This is a genomic window from Peribacillus simplex NBRC 15720 = DSM 1321, from assembly GCF_002243645.1.
In the GTDB taxonomy this organism is placed as follows: domain Bacteria; phylum Bacillota; class Bacilli; order Bacillales; family DSM-1321; genus Peribacillus; species Peribacillus simplex.
Genome location: NZ_CP017704.1, coordinates 4,083,578 through 4,099,254, shown reverse-complemented (window position 1 = coordinate 4,099,254; position 15,677 = coordinate 4,083,578). Strand labels below are relative to the sequence as shown.

18 protein-coding genes are annotated in these 15,677 nt (G+C 43.0%); 5 read left to right on the top strand and 13 right to left on the bottom strand.

Features of this window, described 5'->3' with window-relative positions:
- Nucleotides 1-52: 52 nt before the first annotated feature.
- Nucleotides 53-991, bottom strand: coding sequence for a DHH family phosphoesterase (locus BS1321_RS19800; RefSeq protein WP_063232719.1), 939 nt, complete (start codon nt 989-991; stop codon nt 53-55).
- 168 nt (nt 992-1,159) lie between these two features.
- Here BS1321_RS19800 and BS1321_RS19795 point away from each other — a divergent pair, with 168 nt between their 5' ends.
- Complete coding sequence (locus BS1321_RS19795; protein WP_034309143.1) at nt 1,160-1,462, top strand: YtpI family protein; 303 nt, start codon at nt 1,160-1,162, stop codon at nt 1,460-1,462.
- A gap of 27 nt (nt 1,463-1,489) precedes the next feature.
- On the opposite strand, the gene BS1321_RS19790 is transcribed toward BS1321_RS19795, so the two are convergent.
- The 3 genes from BS1321_RS19790 to BS1321_RS19780 form a co-directional block, all read right to left on the bottom strand.
- Complete coding sequence (locus tag BS1321_RS19790; RefSeq protein ID WP_063232875.1) at nt 1,490-2,809, bottom strand: DRTGG domain-containing protein; 1,320 nt, start codon at nt 2,807-2,809, stop codon at nt 1,490-1,492.
- 71 nt (nt 2,810-2,880) lie between these two features.
- The gene (locus tag BS1321_RS19785) at nt 2,881-3,105 is read right to left on the bottom strand and encodes a hypothetical protein (RefSeq protein WP_063232718.1); all 225 of its coding nucleotides are present in this window, start codon (nt 3,103-3,105) and stop codon (nt 2,881-2,883) included.
- Nucleotides 3,106-3,304: 199 nt separating this feature from the next.
- Complete coding sequence (locus BS1321_RS19780) at nt 3,305-3,985, bottom strand: metal-dependent hydrolase (RefSeq protein ID WP_063232717.1); 681 nt, start codon at nt 3,983-3,985, stop codon at nt 3,305-3,307.
- 118 nt (nt 3,986-4,103) lie between these two features.
- On the opposite strand from BS1321_RS19780, the gene BS1321_RS19775 reads away from it, so the two are divergent.
- Nucleotides 4,104-5,201, top strand: a complete 1,098-nt coding sequence (locus BS1321_RS19775; protein WP_063232716.1) for a M24 family metallopeptidase — start codon at nt 4,104-4,106, stop codon at nt 5,199-5,201.
- Between the two features lie 221 nt (nt 5,202-5,422).
- A complete protein-coding gene (locus BS1321_RS19770) occupies nt 5,423-5,857 on the top strand; it encodes a universal stress protein (RefSeq protein ID WP_063232874.1) in 435 nt (144 codons plus the stop codon).
- A gap of 55 nt (nt 5,858-5,912) precedes the next feature.
- Here the strand turns inward: BS1321_RS19770 and argH are convergent, their stop codons facing one another.
- Complete coding sequence (gene argH, locus BS1321_RS19765; protein WP_063232715.1) at nt 5,913-7,292, bottom strand: argininosuccinate lyase; 1,380 nt, start codon at nt 7,290-7,292, stop codon at nt 5,913-5,915.
- Nucleotides 7,289-8,494 (bottom strand): argininosuccinate synthase, encoded by a 1,206-nt coding sequence (locus tag BS1321_RS19760; protein ID WP_063232714.1) that lies wholly within the window; start codon nt 8,492-8,494, stop codon nt 7,289-7,291. Before BS1321_RS19760 ends, argH begins: the two co-directional genes overlap by 4 nt.
- A gap of 212 nt (nt 8,495-8,706) precedes the next feature.
- Here BS1321_RS19760 and BS1321_RS19755 point away from each other — a divergent pair, with 212 nt between their 5' ends.
- A complete protein-coding gene (locus BS1321_RS19755) occupies nt 8,707-9,021 on the top strand; it encodes a hypothetical protein (RefSeq protein ID WP_063232713.1) in 315 nt (104 codons plus the stop codon).
- A 58-nt stretch (nt 9,022-9,079) separates the two neighbouring features.
- On the opposite strand, the gene BS1321_RS19750 is transcribed toward BS1321_RS19755, so the two are convergent.
- From BS1321_RS19750 to BS1321_RS19735, 4 genes are all read right to left on the bottom strand, one after another.
- Nucleotides 9,080-9,592, bottom strand: a complete 513-nt coding sequence (locus tag BS1321_RS19750) for a MogA/MoaB family molybdenum cofactor biosynthesis protein (protein ID WP_063232712.1) — start codon at nt 9,590-9,592, stop codon at nt 9,080-9,082.
- Complete coding sequence (locus BS1321_RS19745; RefSeq protein WP_063232711.1) at nt 9,589-10,431, bottom strand: EcsC family protein; 843 nt, start codon at nt 10,429-10,431, stop codon at nt 9,589-9,591. Before BS1321_RS19745 ends, BS1321_RS19750 begins: the two co-directional genes overlap by 4 nt.
- A 222-nt stretch (nt 10,432-10,653) precedes the next feature.
- Nucleotides 10,654-11,859 carry an acetate kinase gene (locus BS1321_RS19740; protein ID WP_063232710.1) on the bottom strand — a complete coding sequence of 402 codons (1,206 nt, stop codon included), beginning with the start codon at nt 11,857-11,859 and terminating at the stop codon, nt 10,654-10,656.
- A gap of 178 nt (nt 11,860-12,037) precedes the next feature.
- Entirely contained in the window at nt 12,038-13,024 is a 987-nt protein-coding gene (locus BS1321_RS19735) for a class I SAM-dependent methyltransferase (protein WP_063232709.1), read from the bottom strand.
- A 280-nt stretch (nt 13,025-13,304) separates the two neighbouring features.
- Here BS1321_RS19735 and BS1321_RS19730 point away from each other — a divergent pair, with 280 nt between their 5' ends.
- Complete coding sequence (locus BS1321_RS19730) at nt 13,305-13,649, top strand: hypothetical protein (RefSeq protein WP_063232708.1); 345 nt, start codon at nt 13,305-13,307, stop codon at nt 13,647-13,649.
- Between the two features lie 165 nt (nt 13,650-13,814).
- Here BS1321_RS19730 and tpx read toward each other — a convergent pair whose 3' ends face one another.
- From tpx to BS1321_RS19715, 3 genes are all read right to left on the bottom strand, one after another.
- A complete protein-coding gene (gene tpx, locus BS1321_RS19725; protein WP_034309176.1) occupies nt 13,815-14,315 on the bottom strand; it encodes a thiol peroxidase in 501 nt (166 codons plus the stop codon).
- A gap of 176 nt (nt 14,316-14,491) precedes the next feature.
- Entirely contained in the window at nt 14,492-14,968 is a 477-nt protein-coding gene (ytfJ, locus tag BS1321_RS19720) for a GerW family sporulation protein (RefSeq protein ID WP_063232707.1), read from the bottom strand.
- A gap of 15 nt (nt 14,969-14,983) precedes the next feature.
- Nucleotides 14,984-15,676 carry a DUF2953 domain-containing protein gene (locus BS1321_RS19715; RefSeq protein WP_063232706.1) on the bottom strand — a complete coding sequence of 231 codons (693 nt, stop codon included), beginning with the start codon at nt 15,674-15,676 and terminating at the stop codon, nt 14,984-14,986.
- Nucleotide 15,677 lies beyond the last annotated feature (1 nt).

The window sequence follows — 15,677 nt, the reverse complement described above, 5'->3', positions numbered from 1 at the left end:
TTTCTACCAAATTTAAAGACCAAATCATATGCGATTTGGTCTTTAAATTTTTTCATTCCGCTTTATTCAACTCTTCCATGTCGGCAAGGATATTATCCACTTCATCCCAAGAATGGATCGAAGCTCCTGCCGCAAGCGGGTGGCCTCCCCCGTTATATTTACGGGCAATCGTATTGATGATTGGTCCTTTAGAACGGAAACGGACTCTGATTTCTTTATCTTCCTCAATGAAAAAGACCCATGACTTAACATTTTTAATCGAACCGAGCGAGGAAACGAGCTGGGATGCCTCAGATGTAGAAGCATGGAATTTTTCAAGTATATCTTTTGTGATGATCATTTTCCCCGTTCCATATGGAAGGATTTCAAAATGCTGCAGCACATAGCCATTCAACCGTACTATGCTTTCCTCGACGTCATACATCTCCTGATATAACTGCGGGCGGGAGAACGAATAGTGAATCAATTCACTGGCATAGGCAAATGTCTTTTCAGTCGTACTTTGGAATAGGAAACGACCTGTATCGCCAACAATGCCTGCATATAGAAGGCGTGCCGCTTCATCACTCATCTTCAAGCCCTGTTCTTTACCGAACTGGTAAAACTCATAAATCATTTCACTTGTGGAACTTGAGGATGTATCGACCCAACGCATATCCCCATATGGATCTTCATTAGGATGATGATCGATCTTAATCAGTTTATCCCCCGTCGTGTACCGTGCATCACAAATCCGGTCCGTATTTGCGGTATCACAAACGATGACCAAAGCACCTTGATATGTTTCATCCGAAATCTCATCGAGCCTTCTTAAGTAATTCAATGACGGTTCTTCTTTCCCGACCGTAAAAATTCGCTTTTCGGGGAAAGATGCTTTCAGGATTTCCGCCAATCCCCCCTGTGAACCATAAGCGTCCGGATCTGGACGGACATGACGATGGAGAATGATAGTATCATAACGCTTTATATCTGCTAATATTTCAGCTTTCATATAGATCTCCCCTTCACATATGTATCATCGAGCCTAATAAAGATGATATATTTCATTTAATCAAAAAATTGGGGAAATAGGAAGACTCATCTTGTTTACTGTGGCATTCTCTTTCATTTCCCGCTACAATAAAAAGGTACATATGTTAAATTGGGGGAATTTCAAACGATGCCTATTCTTGTCACCTTGATTGTTCTTTCACTAGGGGTCTATCTGTTTTATAAAATCAAATCGGTCCGAACCAGAATGCCGATGGAGAAAAAGTGGATTTCAGGGAAGTCATCCATTGCCCTTGGTGCGTTTGTCGCACTATTCGGAATCAATCAGCTTTTTCTATTCCACACGACCATCACTTATATCATCGCTGCCGTTTTCATCTTCGTTGGCCTATTCAGTATTTGGGGCGGCTATAAAATGTATAAATTTTACCTGCCGCATGCAATCGAAGAAGCTGCAAATCAAAAAGGATAATCGAATTTCGATTATCCTTTTTATTTTTCATGATCGGTCCAGCAATTGGCAAGTCAACATCGCCTTGCCGACAAGTTTGCCTTGGTTAAACACCTCGACATCCACTTTTCCGAATTTACGTCCTACCTCAAGGACACGCGGATGGATTTCAAGCGTACTGTCGATCTGTACTGGTTTGATGAAGTAGATCGTCATGTTCTCCACGACCAAGTCACCGCGCTTATAGCTTCGAAGTGCACGGTTTGCTGAGTCGGTGACTAATGTCGTGAACACACCGCTTGAAATGGTCCCAAGGTAATTGGTCATCTGCGGAGTGACGCCATAGTTATACACTTCCTCGCCCTTGCCTCGATTCGAAGTCATCACTAGTTGGCTGGTGATCGTATCGTCGATCGTTTCGCCGACCTGAGGCTGCCTTTGACTCATTTGCAGTGCCTTCAGCACATCCTGCCTGCTCACGATACCCTTTAGGATATGACTGTCATTCACGACCGGGATTAACTCTATCCCTTCCCAAACCATCATATGTGCAGAAGATGCCACACTCATTTTATCGCCTACGGTCATCGGGTTTTTCGTCATCACCTTGTCAATGAGCGTCAGCTCTTCCTGTCCGATGATATCTTTTGATGTGACCATTCCTTGAACCTTCATATTGTCATCGACAACAGGGAAACGGCTATGCCCGGATTCCTGATTCAGTTCATGCCAAGTCTGAACCCGGTCACCCACTGTTAAAAAGGTCGTTTCCTGTACGGGTGTCAAAATATCCTCCACCAGCAAAATTTCCTTTTTGATCAATTGGTCATAGATCGCCCGATTGATCATCGTTGCGACGGTAAACGTATCGTAACTCGTTGAGATGACTGGCATCTCCAATTCATCGGCTAACCTTTTAACGGGCTCTTCCGTATCGAATCCCCCGGTGACCAGCACCGCTGCACCAGCTTTTAACGCGTGCTCGTGGGCCTGTGTACGGTTCCCGACGATCAGCAGGTTTCCTGCACCTGTATATCTCATCATGGCATCCAGCTTCATTGCCCCGATGACGAATTTATTTAATGTCTTATGAAGTCCCGTTTTCCCACCAAGAACTTGTCCGTCAACAATATTGACTACCTCTGCGAAAGTTAGCTTTTCAATATTCTCTTTTTTCTTTTTCTCAATACGGATCGTGCCTACCCGCTCAATCGAGCTCACGTAGCCCTGGTTCTCCGCCTCTTTAATTGCCCGGTATGCCGTACCTTCACTAACATTCAATGCTTTCGCAATTTGACGGACGGAAATCTTTTCGCCAACAGGGAGCCCATCGATATGTTTTAATATTTGTTCATGCTTTGTAGCCAAGCGCTTCACCCTTTTCACGGTATTCCTATTCCCCATTATAAGGTCAAAGAGCCTAGTTTATCAAACAACTACTAGTATTGACGCAACCTTTTGTATTCCATCTGTCGTTTTACCTTTTGTTTCTTAGGAGAATATAGTATGCCCGTCAAGTTTCCAGCTACCGCCAACAATGCAAACAACAGCCAGGATCCAGCAAACAGACTCTCCAGACCGCCACTTTCCAACGACAAACGCGGCACGGCATAATACAGCATCACACCGCATAAAAGCAAACAAAGTAATAACCTCTGTTTCATCCAATCCCCCCCTTTTTTCATCTATTCATTTTATGCCTGTGAAAGGAAAAAAGACTTGGCTGCTGAACGAGACTTTATTTTCCTATCGCTGGAAACAACTGAGCAAAAGGCAAATGCTAAAGGGAAATCCGTCATTTCGGTCGGCTATCCCCATACAATCCACATAAAAAACGGAAGCCCCTGCAGGCTCCCGCTCTTATTAAAATTCTATTTCATCCCCGGCTTCCATGATCAATCCATTTCCCTCTTCAAGCAAGTCGATGAATTTGTCAGGATCCTGTTTGATGACAGGGAAAGTATTGTAATGAATCGGCACGACTTGTTTGGCTTGAAGGAATTTCGCTGCAAGTGCTGCATCTTCCGGGCCCATGGTGTAATTGTCACCGATTGGCAAGAATGCCAAGTCAATCGGATGTCGCTCCCCGATCAGTTTCATATCGGAAAATACCGCTGTATCCCCTGCATGATAGATCGTTTTCCCTTCTATCGTAAGCAATATGCCAGCAGGCATTCCCAGATAAATGATTTGCCCCTCTCCGTTATTGAATCCCGTTCCATGGAAAGCTGGCGTCAGTTTCACTTTTCCAAAGTCGAACTCGAAAGCTCCGCCGATGCTCATCCCGTGGGTCTTAACCCCTTGAGCACCCAGGTAGTCGGCAATCTCTGCAATGCCGATGACAAGTGCATCATGCCTTTTGGCCAATTCAACCGTATCACCGACGTGGTCATTGTGGCCATGTGTTAAGATGATCACATCTGGTTTCACATCTTCTACCTTCAAATCGGTCAATTCGTTTCCAGTAATGAATGGATCGATTAAAATTGTTTTACCATTCGTTTCGACTTTTACAACTGCATGTCCATGAAAAGATACTTTCATTTTTGATGCTCCCTTCCCATACCCACTAATTTTTTAAGTAGCTTTCTTAGGTCTTTACCATTTACTATACTTTTAAATATTGCTAAGGTAATTATATCTTATTAATGGAGGTATCGTCATGAATGAACGTTTGACAGAACTACAAAATTGGCTACAGGTCAATGAGACTGAAGCCGCTTTACTTACATCTACAGAGAGCATCTTCTATTTGAGCGGTTTTTTTAGTGATCCTCACGAAAGACTGCTGGCACTTGCCATTTTTGCAAATGCCGACCCATTCCTTGTCTGCCCGCAGATGGAAGTTCCGGATGCTAAACAGGCTGGATGGGCTGGAGATATCATCGGTTACACCGACATTGAAAATCCATGGGAAAAAGTTAAGCAAGCAGTGGAGAATCGCGGGTTAACCATTAATACAATGGCCATTGAAAAAGAGCATATGAATGTAGAACGTTATGAAAAGGTCCAACAATACTTCGGAGCACCAAAGCTCGTTTCCGCAGAAGAAAAACTTCAAAGGATGCGAATGATCAAATCAGAAGATGAAATGGTCAAAATCCGTGAAGCATGTCGCCTTGCCGACTTTGCGATTGAAGTGGGTGTCAGCGAAATTCATGAGGGTAAAACGGAAATGGAAATCCTTGCAGCGATAGAATATGAATTGAAAAAAGCCGGAGTCAGCCAAATGTCTTTTTCCACCATGGTCCTGACTGGTAAAAATGGCGCTTCCCCACATGGCACACCCGGGAATACGAAGGTTCAGCGCGGCGACCTTGTCCTCTTTGACCTGGGCGTCGTTCATGAAGGGTACTGCTCTGACATCACTAGAACGGTTGCTTACGGAGATATCAATGATAAACAGGCAGAGATATATGAAACTGTACTTAAAGCACAAGAAGCTGCCGTTGCAGCCAGTAAACCTGGTGTATCCTGTTCCGAGATAGACTTGACTGCCAGAAACATCATCAGGAATAACGGATACGGTGAATTCTTCCCGCACAGGCTCGGCCACGGACTTGGGATCAGCGTCCATGAGTATCCATCCTTGACTGAAACGAATTCCCTTGAACTTCAATCTGGAATGGTTTATACCATCGAACCTGGCATATATGTTCCAAATGTTGCAGGAGTCAGGATTGAAGATGATCTACTGATCACCGATACCGGCTGTGAAGTTTTGACCAAATTCCCGAAGAGCCTGCAAATCATAAAGTGATAATGTATTAACCATTTAATATAACGTAACCCAGATACCCCCGCCTTCATTTAAGACGGGGGTATCTTTTCTCATAATAAGTTTAGAATCATTTTTTCATTTTGCGATTTCCAGATCATTGGCTAAAACATTCGCTAATTTGTTACAATTGAAATCAGATCCATTAGGTAAATCATTGTATAATAGGAATTAAATAGAAGGAGGAGATTCACTTGAATAGTATAGATTATAAAAATATTCTTGTAGCAGTGGACGGTTCGGAAGAAGCAGAGTGGGCCCTAAAAAAGGCAATCTATTTAGCAAAAGTCAGTGACGCTACCCTTGTGCTCACACATATCGTGGATACAAGGAATTTCCCTACTGTCGAAGCTTATGATATGACTATCCGTGATCACTCTGAAACCTTTGCAAATGAGCTACTGGACAAGTATAAAACGGAAGCCATTGCATCCGGGATTGCAAAGGTTCAAACAGAAGTTGCATATGGTTCTCCTAAAGTTCAAATTCCAAGGGATTTAGCGAAAAAGCATTCGATCGATTTAATTGTATGTGGTGCAACGGGCCTTAACGCAGTCGAACGTTTCCTTATCGGCAGCGTGTCGGAAGGCATCGTTCGCCATTCTAACTGTGATGTAATGATTGTGCGTACGAATTGATAAAAGAAAATGATAAAAAGCTCGTTCGCCAAATCGGTGAACGAGCTTTTTCCTGTTATTCACTTACCAGTTTTTCCGCTTTTTCTATCGCCAGCAAGACTTGGGCAAAACCTGTACCGCCCGCACTGTTACGGCGTTTAACTGCTTCATAGGGATTTAATGCATCATAAATATCATGCTCAAACAACTCGGAAGCTTCCTGGAATTGTTCAATGCTTAGGTCCACTAAATAGCAGCCATTCTGGACACAGAACAATACAAGCTTCCCGACCACTTCGTGCGCCTTACGGAAAGGCATTCCCTTTGAAGCTAGGTAATCAGCTAATTCCGTTGCATTCGAGAAGTCATTTCTTGTTGCTTTTTCCATTACGTCCGTTTTCACTTTCATCGTTGAAATCATGCCGGCAAATATTTTAAGTGAACCAACAATGGTCTTAACCGTATCAAAAACGCCTTCTTTATCTTCTTGCATATCTTTGTTATAAGCAAGCGGCAGTCCTTTCAAAACAGTCAATAACCCCGTTAGGTTCCCATAAACCCGTCCTGTTTTACCACGGATCAATTCCGCCATATCAGGGTTTTTCTTTTGCGGCATAATGCTGCTTCCCGTGGAAAACGCATCATCCAATTCAATGAATTGGAATTCCTGGCTTGACCAGAGAATGATTTCTTCGCTGAAACGGGATAAATGCATCATCATTGTCGCACTGTTGCTCATGAATTCAATGGCAAAATCACGATCACTTACCGCATCAAGGCTGTTTTCGTAAATTCCGTCAAACCCCAATAGCTCGGCACTGAGGTCACGGTCAATCGGGAAAGTCGTCCCAGCTAATGCCCCAGCACCCAATGGAGAAATATTGATCCTTTTGAAACTCTCGGTGAAGCGCTGCTTATCACGCTCAAGCATCCAAAAATAAGCCATTAAGTGGTGGGCAAATGAAATGGGCTGTGCACGCTGCAAATGTGTATAACCTGGAATTAGTGTTTCCACATTTTTCTTGGATTGTCCCAAAATCGCTATTTGCAAATCATTGATGAGTTCCAGAATCACTTTCGTTTGGTTCCGCATATACAGATGAAGGTCGGTCGCAACTTGGTCATTACGGCTTCTTCCTGTATGAAGCTTTCCGCCAACTGGACCGATTTCGCTTATTAGCATACTTTCCAGGTTAAGATGGATATCTTCCATCTCTACCTTAAAAGTCAATTCACCCTTCTCAGCTTTTCCCTGTAAACTTTTCAGACCCGCAATGATCTGATCCGCATCTTCTTCAGGTAAAATGCTGCATTGCTTTAACATGGTTACATGAGCTAAACTGCCTTGAATATCTTCAAGCACAAGTTCCTGGTCAAAGGAAATGGAAGCTCCAAACTCATCTACCCATTCTTCTGCAGATTTCGTGAATCTTCCTCCCCAAAGCTTGCTGCTCACACTGTCACCTTCTTGTTATTGACCATGCTGTTCACTTTCGTTGGAAGTCCCCATAACTTAATGAATCCAACTGCTGCATCATGATCGAATTCGTCTGCTTTTGTATAGGTAGCCAATTTTTCGTCATATAGGGAGTACTCGGATTTTCTTCCTTCAACAATCGCATGACCTTTGAATAGTTTCACACGGACCGTACCCGTTACATTCACTTGTGTTTCTTTTAGGAATGCAGCCAAAGCTTTTTGAAGCGGAGAGAACCAAAGTCCTTCATAAATCAATTCAGTCATTTTCTTCTCGATCACCGGTTTGAAGTGAGCCAATTCTTTTACAAGCGTGATATCTTCAAGTTCTTTGTGTGCAGCTATCAATGTCATCGCACCAGGAGCTTCATAAACTTCACGTGATTTGATTCCTACTAATCTATTTTCAACGTGATCGATACGTCCAACTCCGTGTTTGCCGGCAATTTGATTCAACTCGACAATCAGGTCAGCCAATTTATAGTTTTTATCATTCAATGTAACCGGTACACCTTGTTCAAAACCAATTTCAATGATGTCAGCAGTATTTGGCGTATTTTCAAGGCTAGTTGTCAGATCATAAGCCTCTTCTGGCGGAGCTGCCCATGGGTCTTCTAGGATTCCGCATTCGTTACTTCTTCCCCAAAGGTTTTGGTCAATCGAGAACGGACTTGCTAAGCCGATTGGAACGGGAATGCCATTTTTCGCTGCATACTCAATCTCCTCTTCACGAGACCATTTCCAATCACGAACAGGTGCAAGTACTTGCAAATTAGGGTTCAAGGCGGAGATGGATACTTCGAAACGCACTTGGTCATTTCCTTTTCCCGTACAACCGTGTGCAACGGCTACCGCGTTTTCCGCTTCAGCCACTTCCACTAATTTCTTCGCGATCAGCGGACGTGATAATGCTGATACCAATGGATATTTCCCTTCATACAGAGTATGTGCCTGAAGAGCAGTCAATGCGAATTCATCAGCGAATTCGTCTTTCGCATCAATTACATATGAACTTACCGCACCAACTGTGATCGCTTTTTCTTTAATGAAGTCTAAATCTTTCCCTTCACCGACATCCAAGCAGCATGCCACAACTTCGTACCCTTGATCTTGTAACCATTTAATTGCAACGGAAGTATCCAAACCTCCGGAATATGCTAAAACAACTTTTTGATTTTTCATTTTCATCGTCCTTTCGTGTGAATAAAAATTCATCGTTTGTTATTTTTATTCAATCTATGATTAGTACTTTATCATCTTTATTAATGGAATACAAGTAGTATTTCAAACATTTTGCTAAATAATTCGCTAATATTTCAGGGAATTTACACATTGGATGCTTCCGCAAGAATATAGTAAACTAGGAGTATGAAAAATCGAAAAGCGGAGGGCATATGAAAAAGCTATTTACCTATGATGAACGGCTTGGCATCTCAATTCCCGATTTGAATCTGGAGTGGGATGAATATACAAAAGGCGAGCAACAGCAAATACTCGTACACTGGGAGAATATCCGGGGAAGCATCCCGGACCGCATCAAGGAACTGGAATCCACCATTAACCGAAAGCAGTATCGGCTCTCCGATGAGAGTAATTTCGCCAAATCATGCCAAATCAATTCCGAAATTGCGGAACTTGCTTCCATCATTAATGATTTATGGCTATGGTATCGTGCCAATCAAGCCGTGAGTGAAAAGATGCATAATTAAGGCCTATTCCATGCAAAAAAAGCCACAGTTTAAAACTGTGGCTTTTTTTGCATCCCTCTTATAAATCCTTGCGAAGTTCACCAACGACATGTCCCAATTCCGGAAGAATCAATTTATTCATCGCAAGCCGAACCGCCCCTGATGATCCTGGGGTGGAAAAAACTGCTTTGTTGTTCACGACTCCGGCAATCGCCCTGGATAGGATGGCGGCAGATCCGATATCCTCTTGATAGCTGAGCATTCGAAAAATCTCGCCAAAACCGGGAATTTCCTTGGTCATCAACTCTTTGAGCGCCTCGATCGTAACATCCCTATTGGCGATGCCTGTGCCTCCATTGGTTAATATGACATCAACCATGCTGCTTTGGCTACCAGAAGTGACCGCATCCTGAATCGCTTTCCGCTCATCTTTAACGATTACATATTCCGTCACTTCATGACCATTCGATTTCAGCAATTCCATCATCAGTGCACCGCTTTTATCCGTTTCTTCATTACGTGTATCGCTGACGGTTATCACCATGCAGCGAACTGCCTCCGTGATGGCTTTTTTATGATTCTTGACACTCATTCTTCATCAGCCTTCTTCTCCAGCAAATAACGATATTGATAGAACTTCTGGGCAAATTCACTGACACTCCGGGTCATTTGATAATTGGATCCAGCCCCGATGGCCATGCTGATGAATGGTATGCCCCGAACCAGTTTTTTTCGAAAAACAATTATGGATAATGCTTTCAACAGCTGCTTCAGCGGCTGTTCCATCCAGGTAGGGTTCGTCAGTTCTTCGATCCCCAAATAAAAATAGTCATCTTCTGCGGTCTGGACCTCGCGGATCAATTCTTCCCAGGCTATTCCTTGGAGCCTTTTTGGCATCGCTCCTGCATTGAATACCTTAAGGGCCAACATCATTTCAAACGGCGTATTCACCTCAACACCATAAGACATCGCAATCAACTGTACGATCCTTACATTGATGACCGTCATGGCCGGAATATCGCTCCCTAGCAGAAGCAGACCTCCTGATCCGCTCATCCCGCCTTGTGCAAATGAATATAAGCGATGCTTAGCGATATGCTGATTGGCTATGTAATTCAACTGATCGATCGATAAGTGATTCAAATCACTCAACGTTTCTATTTCTTCATTAAACACGCGCGCAGAAGCTAAAATCCGCTCTCTTGCATCTATTTGAACTTGTGAGCTCTGAACCATGGCATGCAAATGAAAAAGCCAGGTATCAAGCTTTTCAAAAAACTGTTGTTGGACGTTTTCCGGAAGCAGGGCGAACCCCTCCTCCAACCATTTATCATACAATGCAGCAAGGTCCGTTGGTTCATATTGATAAAGCTTTTCCTGCCATTCACTAATTTCATTCCAAACTTTCATTTCCCGGTTCGTGAATTCCATGCATCAAGCCTCCTATGTACAGAATTGGTGGATTCTCCCTTAAGTATACCATAGAGGGAAGCTTTTCAAGAACAGATGATGGGAATCCAGTGTTTAAAGGGATGGGTTGCATGGCCGTATAATCCATCAGAAGGCGGATTCAGAGGATGAAATTTGAATACTGCCTTCACGGGAAAGACCCCTTACCAGAGAGATAAGGGGATAGGTATAAAAAACAGGAAGTCATGTTTTCCAAGTTTCGCTCAAAGCTATTTTCATGGTATCCCTGACAATCATTATTTCTTCATTAGTGGGGATGACCATAACTTTCACAGGGGAATAGGGAGTATTGATGAACGCTTCCTTACCCGAGGTGCGATTGAGATCCTTATCCCAATATACCCCCATGAATTCAAGTCCCTCCAAGATTCGCCCCCTAATGGTTTGACTGTTTTCTCCGATGCCCGCTGTAAAAATGATGCCGTCCACACCTCCCATTTTAGCTGAATAGGAGCCTATATACTTGTGAATCCGGTCTGCAAATACTTTAAGTGCGAGTTCAGCCCGCTCATTGCCTTTATCCGCTTCAACTTGAATATCGCGCAGGTCGCTGGAAAATCCGGAAAGGGCCAGAATGCCGCTTTTCTTATTCAGGACATCCAGAACTTCATCTGCCGTTTTTCCCGTCTTCTCCATGATATAAGGAATCAGTGCAGGGTCGATGTTCCCTGAACGCGTTCCCATAGTAACACCGGCCAATGGTGTAAATCCCATTGATGTATCAATTGATTTGCCGCCCTTTATGGCCGTAATGCTTGCACCATTCCCTAAATGGCACGATATCAATCGAAGCTTTTCAATTGGGCGGCCAATCATTTCGGCAGCCCGCTGCGATACATATTTATGTGAAGTACCGTGAAACCCATACTTCCTTATTCCGTAATTTTCATAATATTCAAGAGGTAAGCTGTACAAATATGAACCTGCTGCCATCGTTTGATGGAAGGCAGTGTCGAATACCGCAACCGCTGGCGCATCATCCAGAATTTTCCCGAAGGCTTTGATCCCGGTGATATTGGCGGGATTATGAAGGGGCGCCAACTCGGAAAGCTTTTCGATTTCCTCTATTACGTCCTCCGTAATCAAGACCGAGTCGCTGAATATCTCACCGCCATGCACCACCCGATGACCTACGCCCTCTATCTCTTCAAAGGAGTCAATGATGCGATGGTCAATCAGCTTTTTCAATAAAAGCCCTACAGCTACTTCATGATTTGGTATATCCATCGTTTCAGAAATCTTTTCGCCTTCGACGCTTAAGGTAAATGCGGAATTTTTCAAGCCGATTCTTTCTACAAGTCCTTTTGTAATTACTTTTTCACTTGGCATCTCAAAAAGCTGAAACTTCAAAGAAGAGCTGCCCGCATTAATAGCCATGAATTTTGACATCCATCCTGCTCCTTTACTCTAAGCTAGTTCTTCCAATGTTCATCTCAACGAAACGTGAAGTATATTGTACAATCTTATCATGGCAAGCGGATTCAACCAAATAATAATGAAAAATTGCAAATAATCACTCTTTCAAAAAAAAATGAAAGCCAATGCCTGCGGCATCAGCTTTCATTGACTATTTTTCCTCTTTAAACCAATCGTCCATCTGTTGCATGACAGACCTGGTCGCTTCGAAATCCGACATCTTCGGAAGTTGTACGAGCAATGCTTTCTTCGGTGCTTCGATACCCTCTTTTTTCTTTTGGAGGATCAGGATGCTTTTCGCAGCCTCTTCACTCTTAAACATGGAAAGCGGTAGTTGCACCATCCCTTGGATATGTGTATGCTTCTTCAGGAAATCATTGAGTTTCGGAGCTTCCTCCGAGACGAACAGGTTATTCGGGACAATGAAGAATAGGTGTCCGCCATCCTTCGCGTGTTTAATACCTTGTTCAATAAACAAATGGTGTGCATACGAATGTCCCTTATCGGCCTTCAATTCATATTCAGCTGCCCGCACATCATTCGGGTAATAACCAATCGGCAAATCACTGACCACAACATCTGAAGGATCGATGAAAAGCGGCTCCAAGCTGTCCTGGTTGAAAAATTGCAGCGGGTGTTCTTGCAGGTTGGCACCTGCATAAGCAAGCCTGATCAAGGTTTCATCGATCTCGACACCATATGAAGCGATGTTTTTATCAGTAAGCTGATTCAAGTTCGCAAATAGTAAGTTCCCCGTTCCGATGGCTGGATCGAGCATGACTATCTCTTTTTGGTCCTTGGTGAATTTACCGACTAAATAGCTGACGAACATGCCGACTGCATCAGGGGTCATATGATGATTCGGCTGAACGCTCTGCTGCATGCCTTTTAAAATAGCAAGCTGGTACGCTTTACGGATTGCTTCCTTCTCATATTTCTCTGGTGAAAAATCTGCATAATGCTTCCCTAACCTTTTCTTCGATACTTCACTTATTTCCTCCTGCAGGACTTTCCCTTGGAAGAAATTCTCGCCCGTTTCACCCAGGGCATCCAGATACGTACATGATAGTTCACTTTGCAATATTTGGGCTGTTTCATCAAATTCATAAAATAATTGTTCAACTGGGGTAGACTTCACTTATTAATTCCTCCTGTTTGCTTCTGTCCCTATTTTAAAGGTAAGAAGAAAGAGTTACAAGCCGTACGTCCTGCTTATCATTCTTCGTTTGTTTAACGTACTGTTTTCCGATTTGAAAGTCCGCATATGAGGGAACTCTCGCACGCCACTCTTTTTTCAAAATTTTTAACCATGAGTAATTAAAAGGTAAATAAAATACAGGGTTGTTGCCCTGTATTTTTTTATTTGGAAAGGCTCAATGAATGCCCAAACAGAATACCATACATGAGGTGGTGATCTTATGGATAATGAATATCAATACTATCATGGGCCGGTTAATCCGATAAATCAGCAACATGGTATACAGTCAGCAGAAGAACTTAACAGGCAGCAACATGGTGTACAGTCAGCAGATGAATTTAACAGGCAGCAACAAGGGTTTCAACAAGGGTTTCGACAAGGATTTCGACAAGGGTATCGAGAAGGATTTCGAGCAGGGCAACAAGCGGGGTTTTTTCCAGGGCCCCATCAAAGACAATTGCCGTCGTGGCCTAATGAAATTGATATAAAAGTTGGTACACCTAATGGTCAAGAGTGGTCTGGCAAGATTGTTTTACCACTAAATGGTCCGACTTTAGAGCCTTAACTAAATCCAGTATATAAAAAATGAAACTCGTCAAAAATCATAAAAAACCAGTGTATTAGAAACGAATGCCCTGTCCACTTCAACGACAAGGTGTTTATCAACAAGAAAATTAACATTAAAACAAAAAACCGGGCACATTGTGCCCGGTTTCTTAGAGTTCGCATCTTATTTTGCCGCTTTAGCCGCTTCGATTGCACCTTCGTAATTTGGATGGTTGGTACCTTCACTCACATATTCTACATATGTGATTTCATCAGAGCTGTTCACTACGAATACAGAGCGAGCCAATAGACGAAGTTCCTGCATGACGACACCATATGCTTCACCGAATGAAAGGTCACGGTGATCGGAAAGAACTTGAACATTGTCCAAGCCACTAGCAGCACACCAGCGTTTTTGCGCGAAAGGAAGATCGTTACTGATCGTCAGTACTTTCACATTATCCAATTTTGCCGCTTCTTCATTGAATTTACGTGTCTGTGCATCACATACACCTGTATCCACGGATGGAACCACGCTGATAATGCGGACAGAACCTTTGGAGTCGCTTAATGTAACAGGTGATAAGTCATTAGCCAATACTGTAAAATCAGGTGCTTTGTCCCCAACTTTTAGTTCTTGTCCCACTAAAGTGATTGGGTTGTTTTTAAATGTAACTGAAGCCATTAATAATTCCTCCTTTTTTGCTATATGTACAAGCATAATAATATTTGTTTTGCCGGAATTTTGCAATTAATTGAATTGGGAAATGTGAATGGTGCTTGCACATTTCCGACATCCAATCTTTTGATGTTGATGGCAGACTGCAGCAAAAAGAAAACTCGGCGGATGCCGAGTCACAGTTAGAAATCTATATCCTGTTTAGGTTCTTGGTACCTCTTTACAGCTGGTTGACTGCCGCCTTGATTACTTCCTTGCTTTTGATTACTGTCTTTCTTGGATAGCATGGACTGAATCTTATCGACGACTTGTGGAGCTAAATCCATCATTTTTTCGAGAAGGTGCGTCCCTTCATCCAGATGAATCATTTTCACCCCATGGGAACCGACAATTAAAAAGGCAATTGGTGTTATGGAAACCCCACCGCCGCTACCTCCTCCAAAAGGCTGCTTGGAATCACCTTGCTGTCCTTGATGGTTACCATCCATAACAAATTCGCTGCCACCGGCTGCAAAACCAAATCCAACTTTGGATACGGTTAAAATGACACTTCCATCCGGAGTTTCCACCGGATCTCCGATGATCGTGTTCACATCGACCATTTCTTTCAGATTTTCCATCGCTTCTTTCATTAAACCTTGGATCGGATGATCTGACATTTAAATTCCTCCACTCTAGAACGATTGTTTATTGGAATCACCTGATAGCTTCGCTAATTTCCTGGACTTGAAATGCGGCTTTCCGCCTTTCCAATAACGAAGCAGTTTTATTCCAGTCACCATAGCCTGCCCGATTCTAAATTGTAATATGCAGGAAATCGACGTGTTTGCCTGCCATCTCTGAAAGTCGGGTGTAATGGAATAGGAGGGCATGATCCGGAAGTTGAAATAGGTTGTCAGCAAACCGATGATTGAACCTTTAAGTGCCCAGCATGCTCCAGTTAAAACACCGGTGTGTGCAGCGTTTTTAGTACCGACCATACTATGCCAGGTGAATTTTTTGACTTGGACTTTCCCTGTGAATTGACGGACGATCCCATGAAATCCGATTATATGCTGAAGCATCTCCAGACTGTCTGCGAATCCGTCACGCAAATCTTCGGCCGTGTATTTTTTCATTTCTTCCTTTTCGGTTTTTCCGTTCATTTCTTGCTCTTCCTTTACTACTACAGCTGCCGAGTCATCATCCATTTTGATGACTGGAACCTTGAATGTATAGTGAAAAAGCCCATACCAAGCTGATAATTTAATATGTATTAGGTCATTCGTTTGGACACGTTTGTAGTCGATCGACACTCTTACTTTAGTGAAAACAACAATTAGCAGCACCAAAATGAGGATACCCATAATCAACAAAAGCCACTTCATG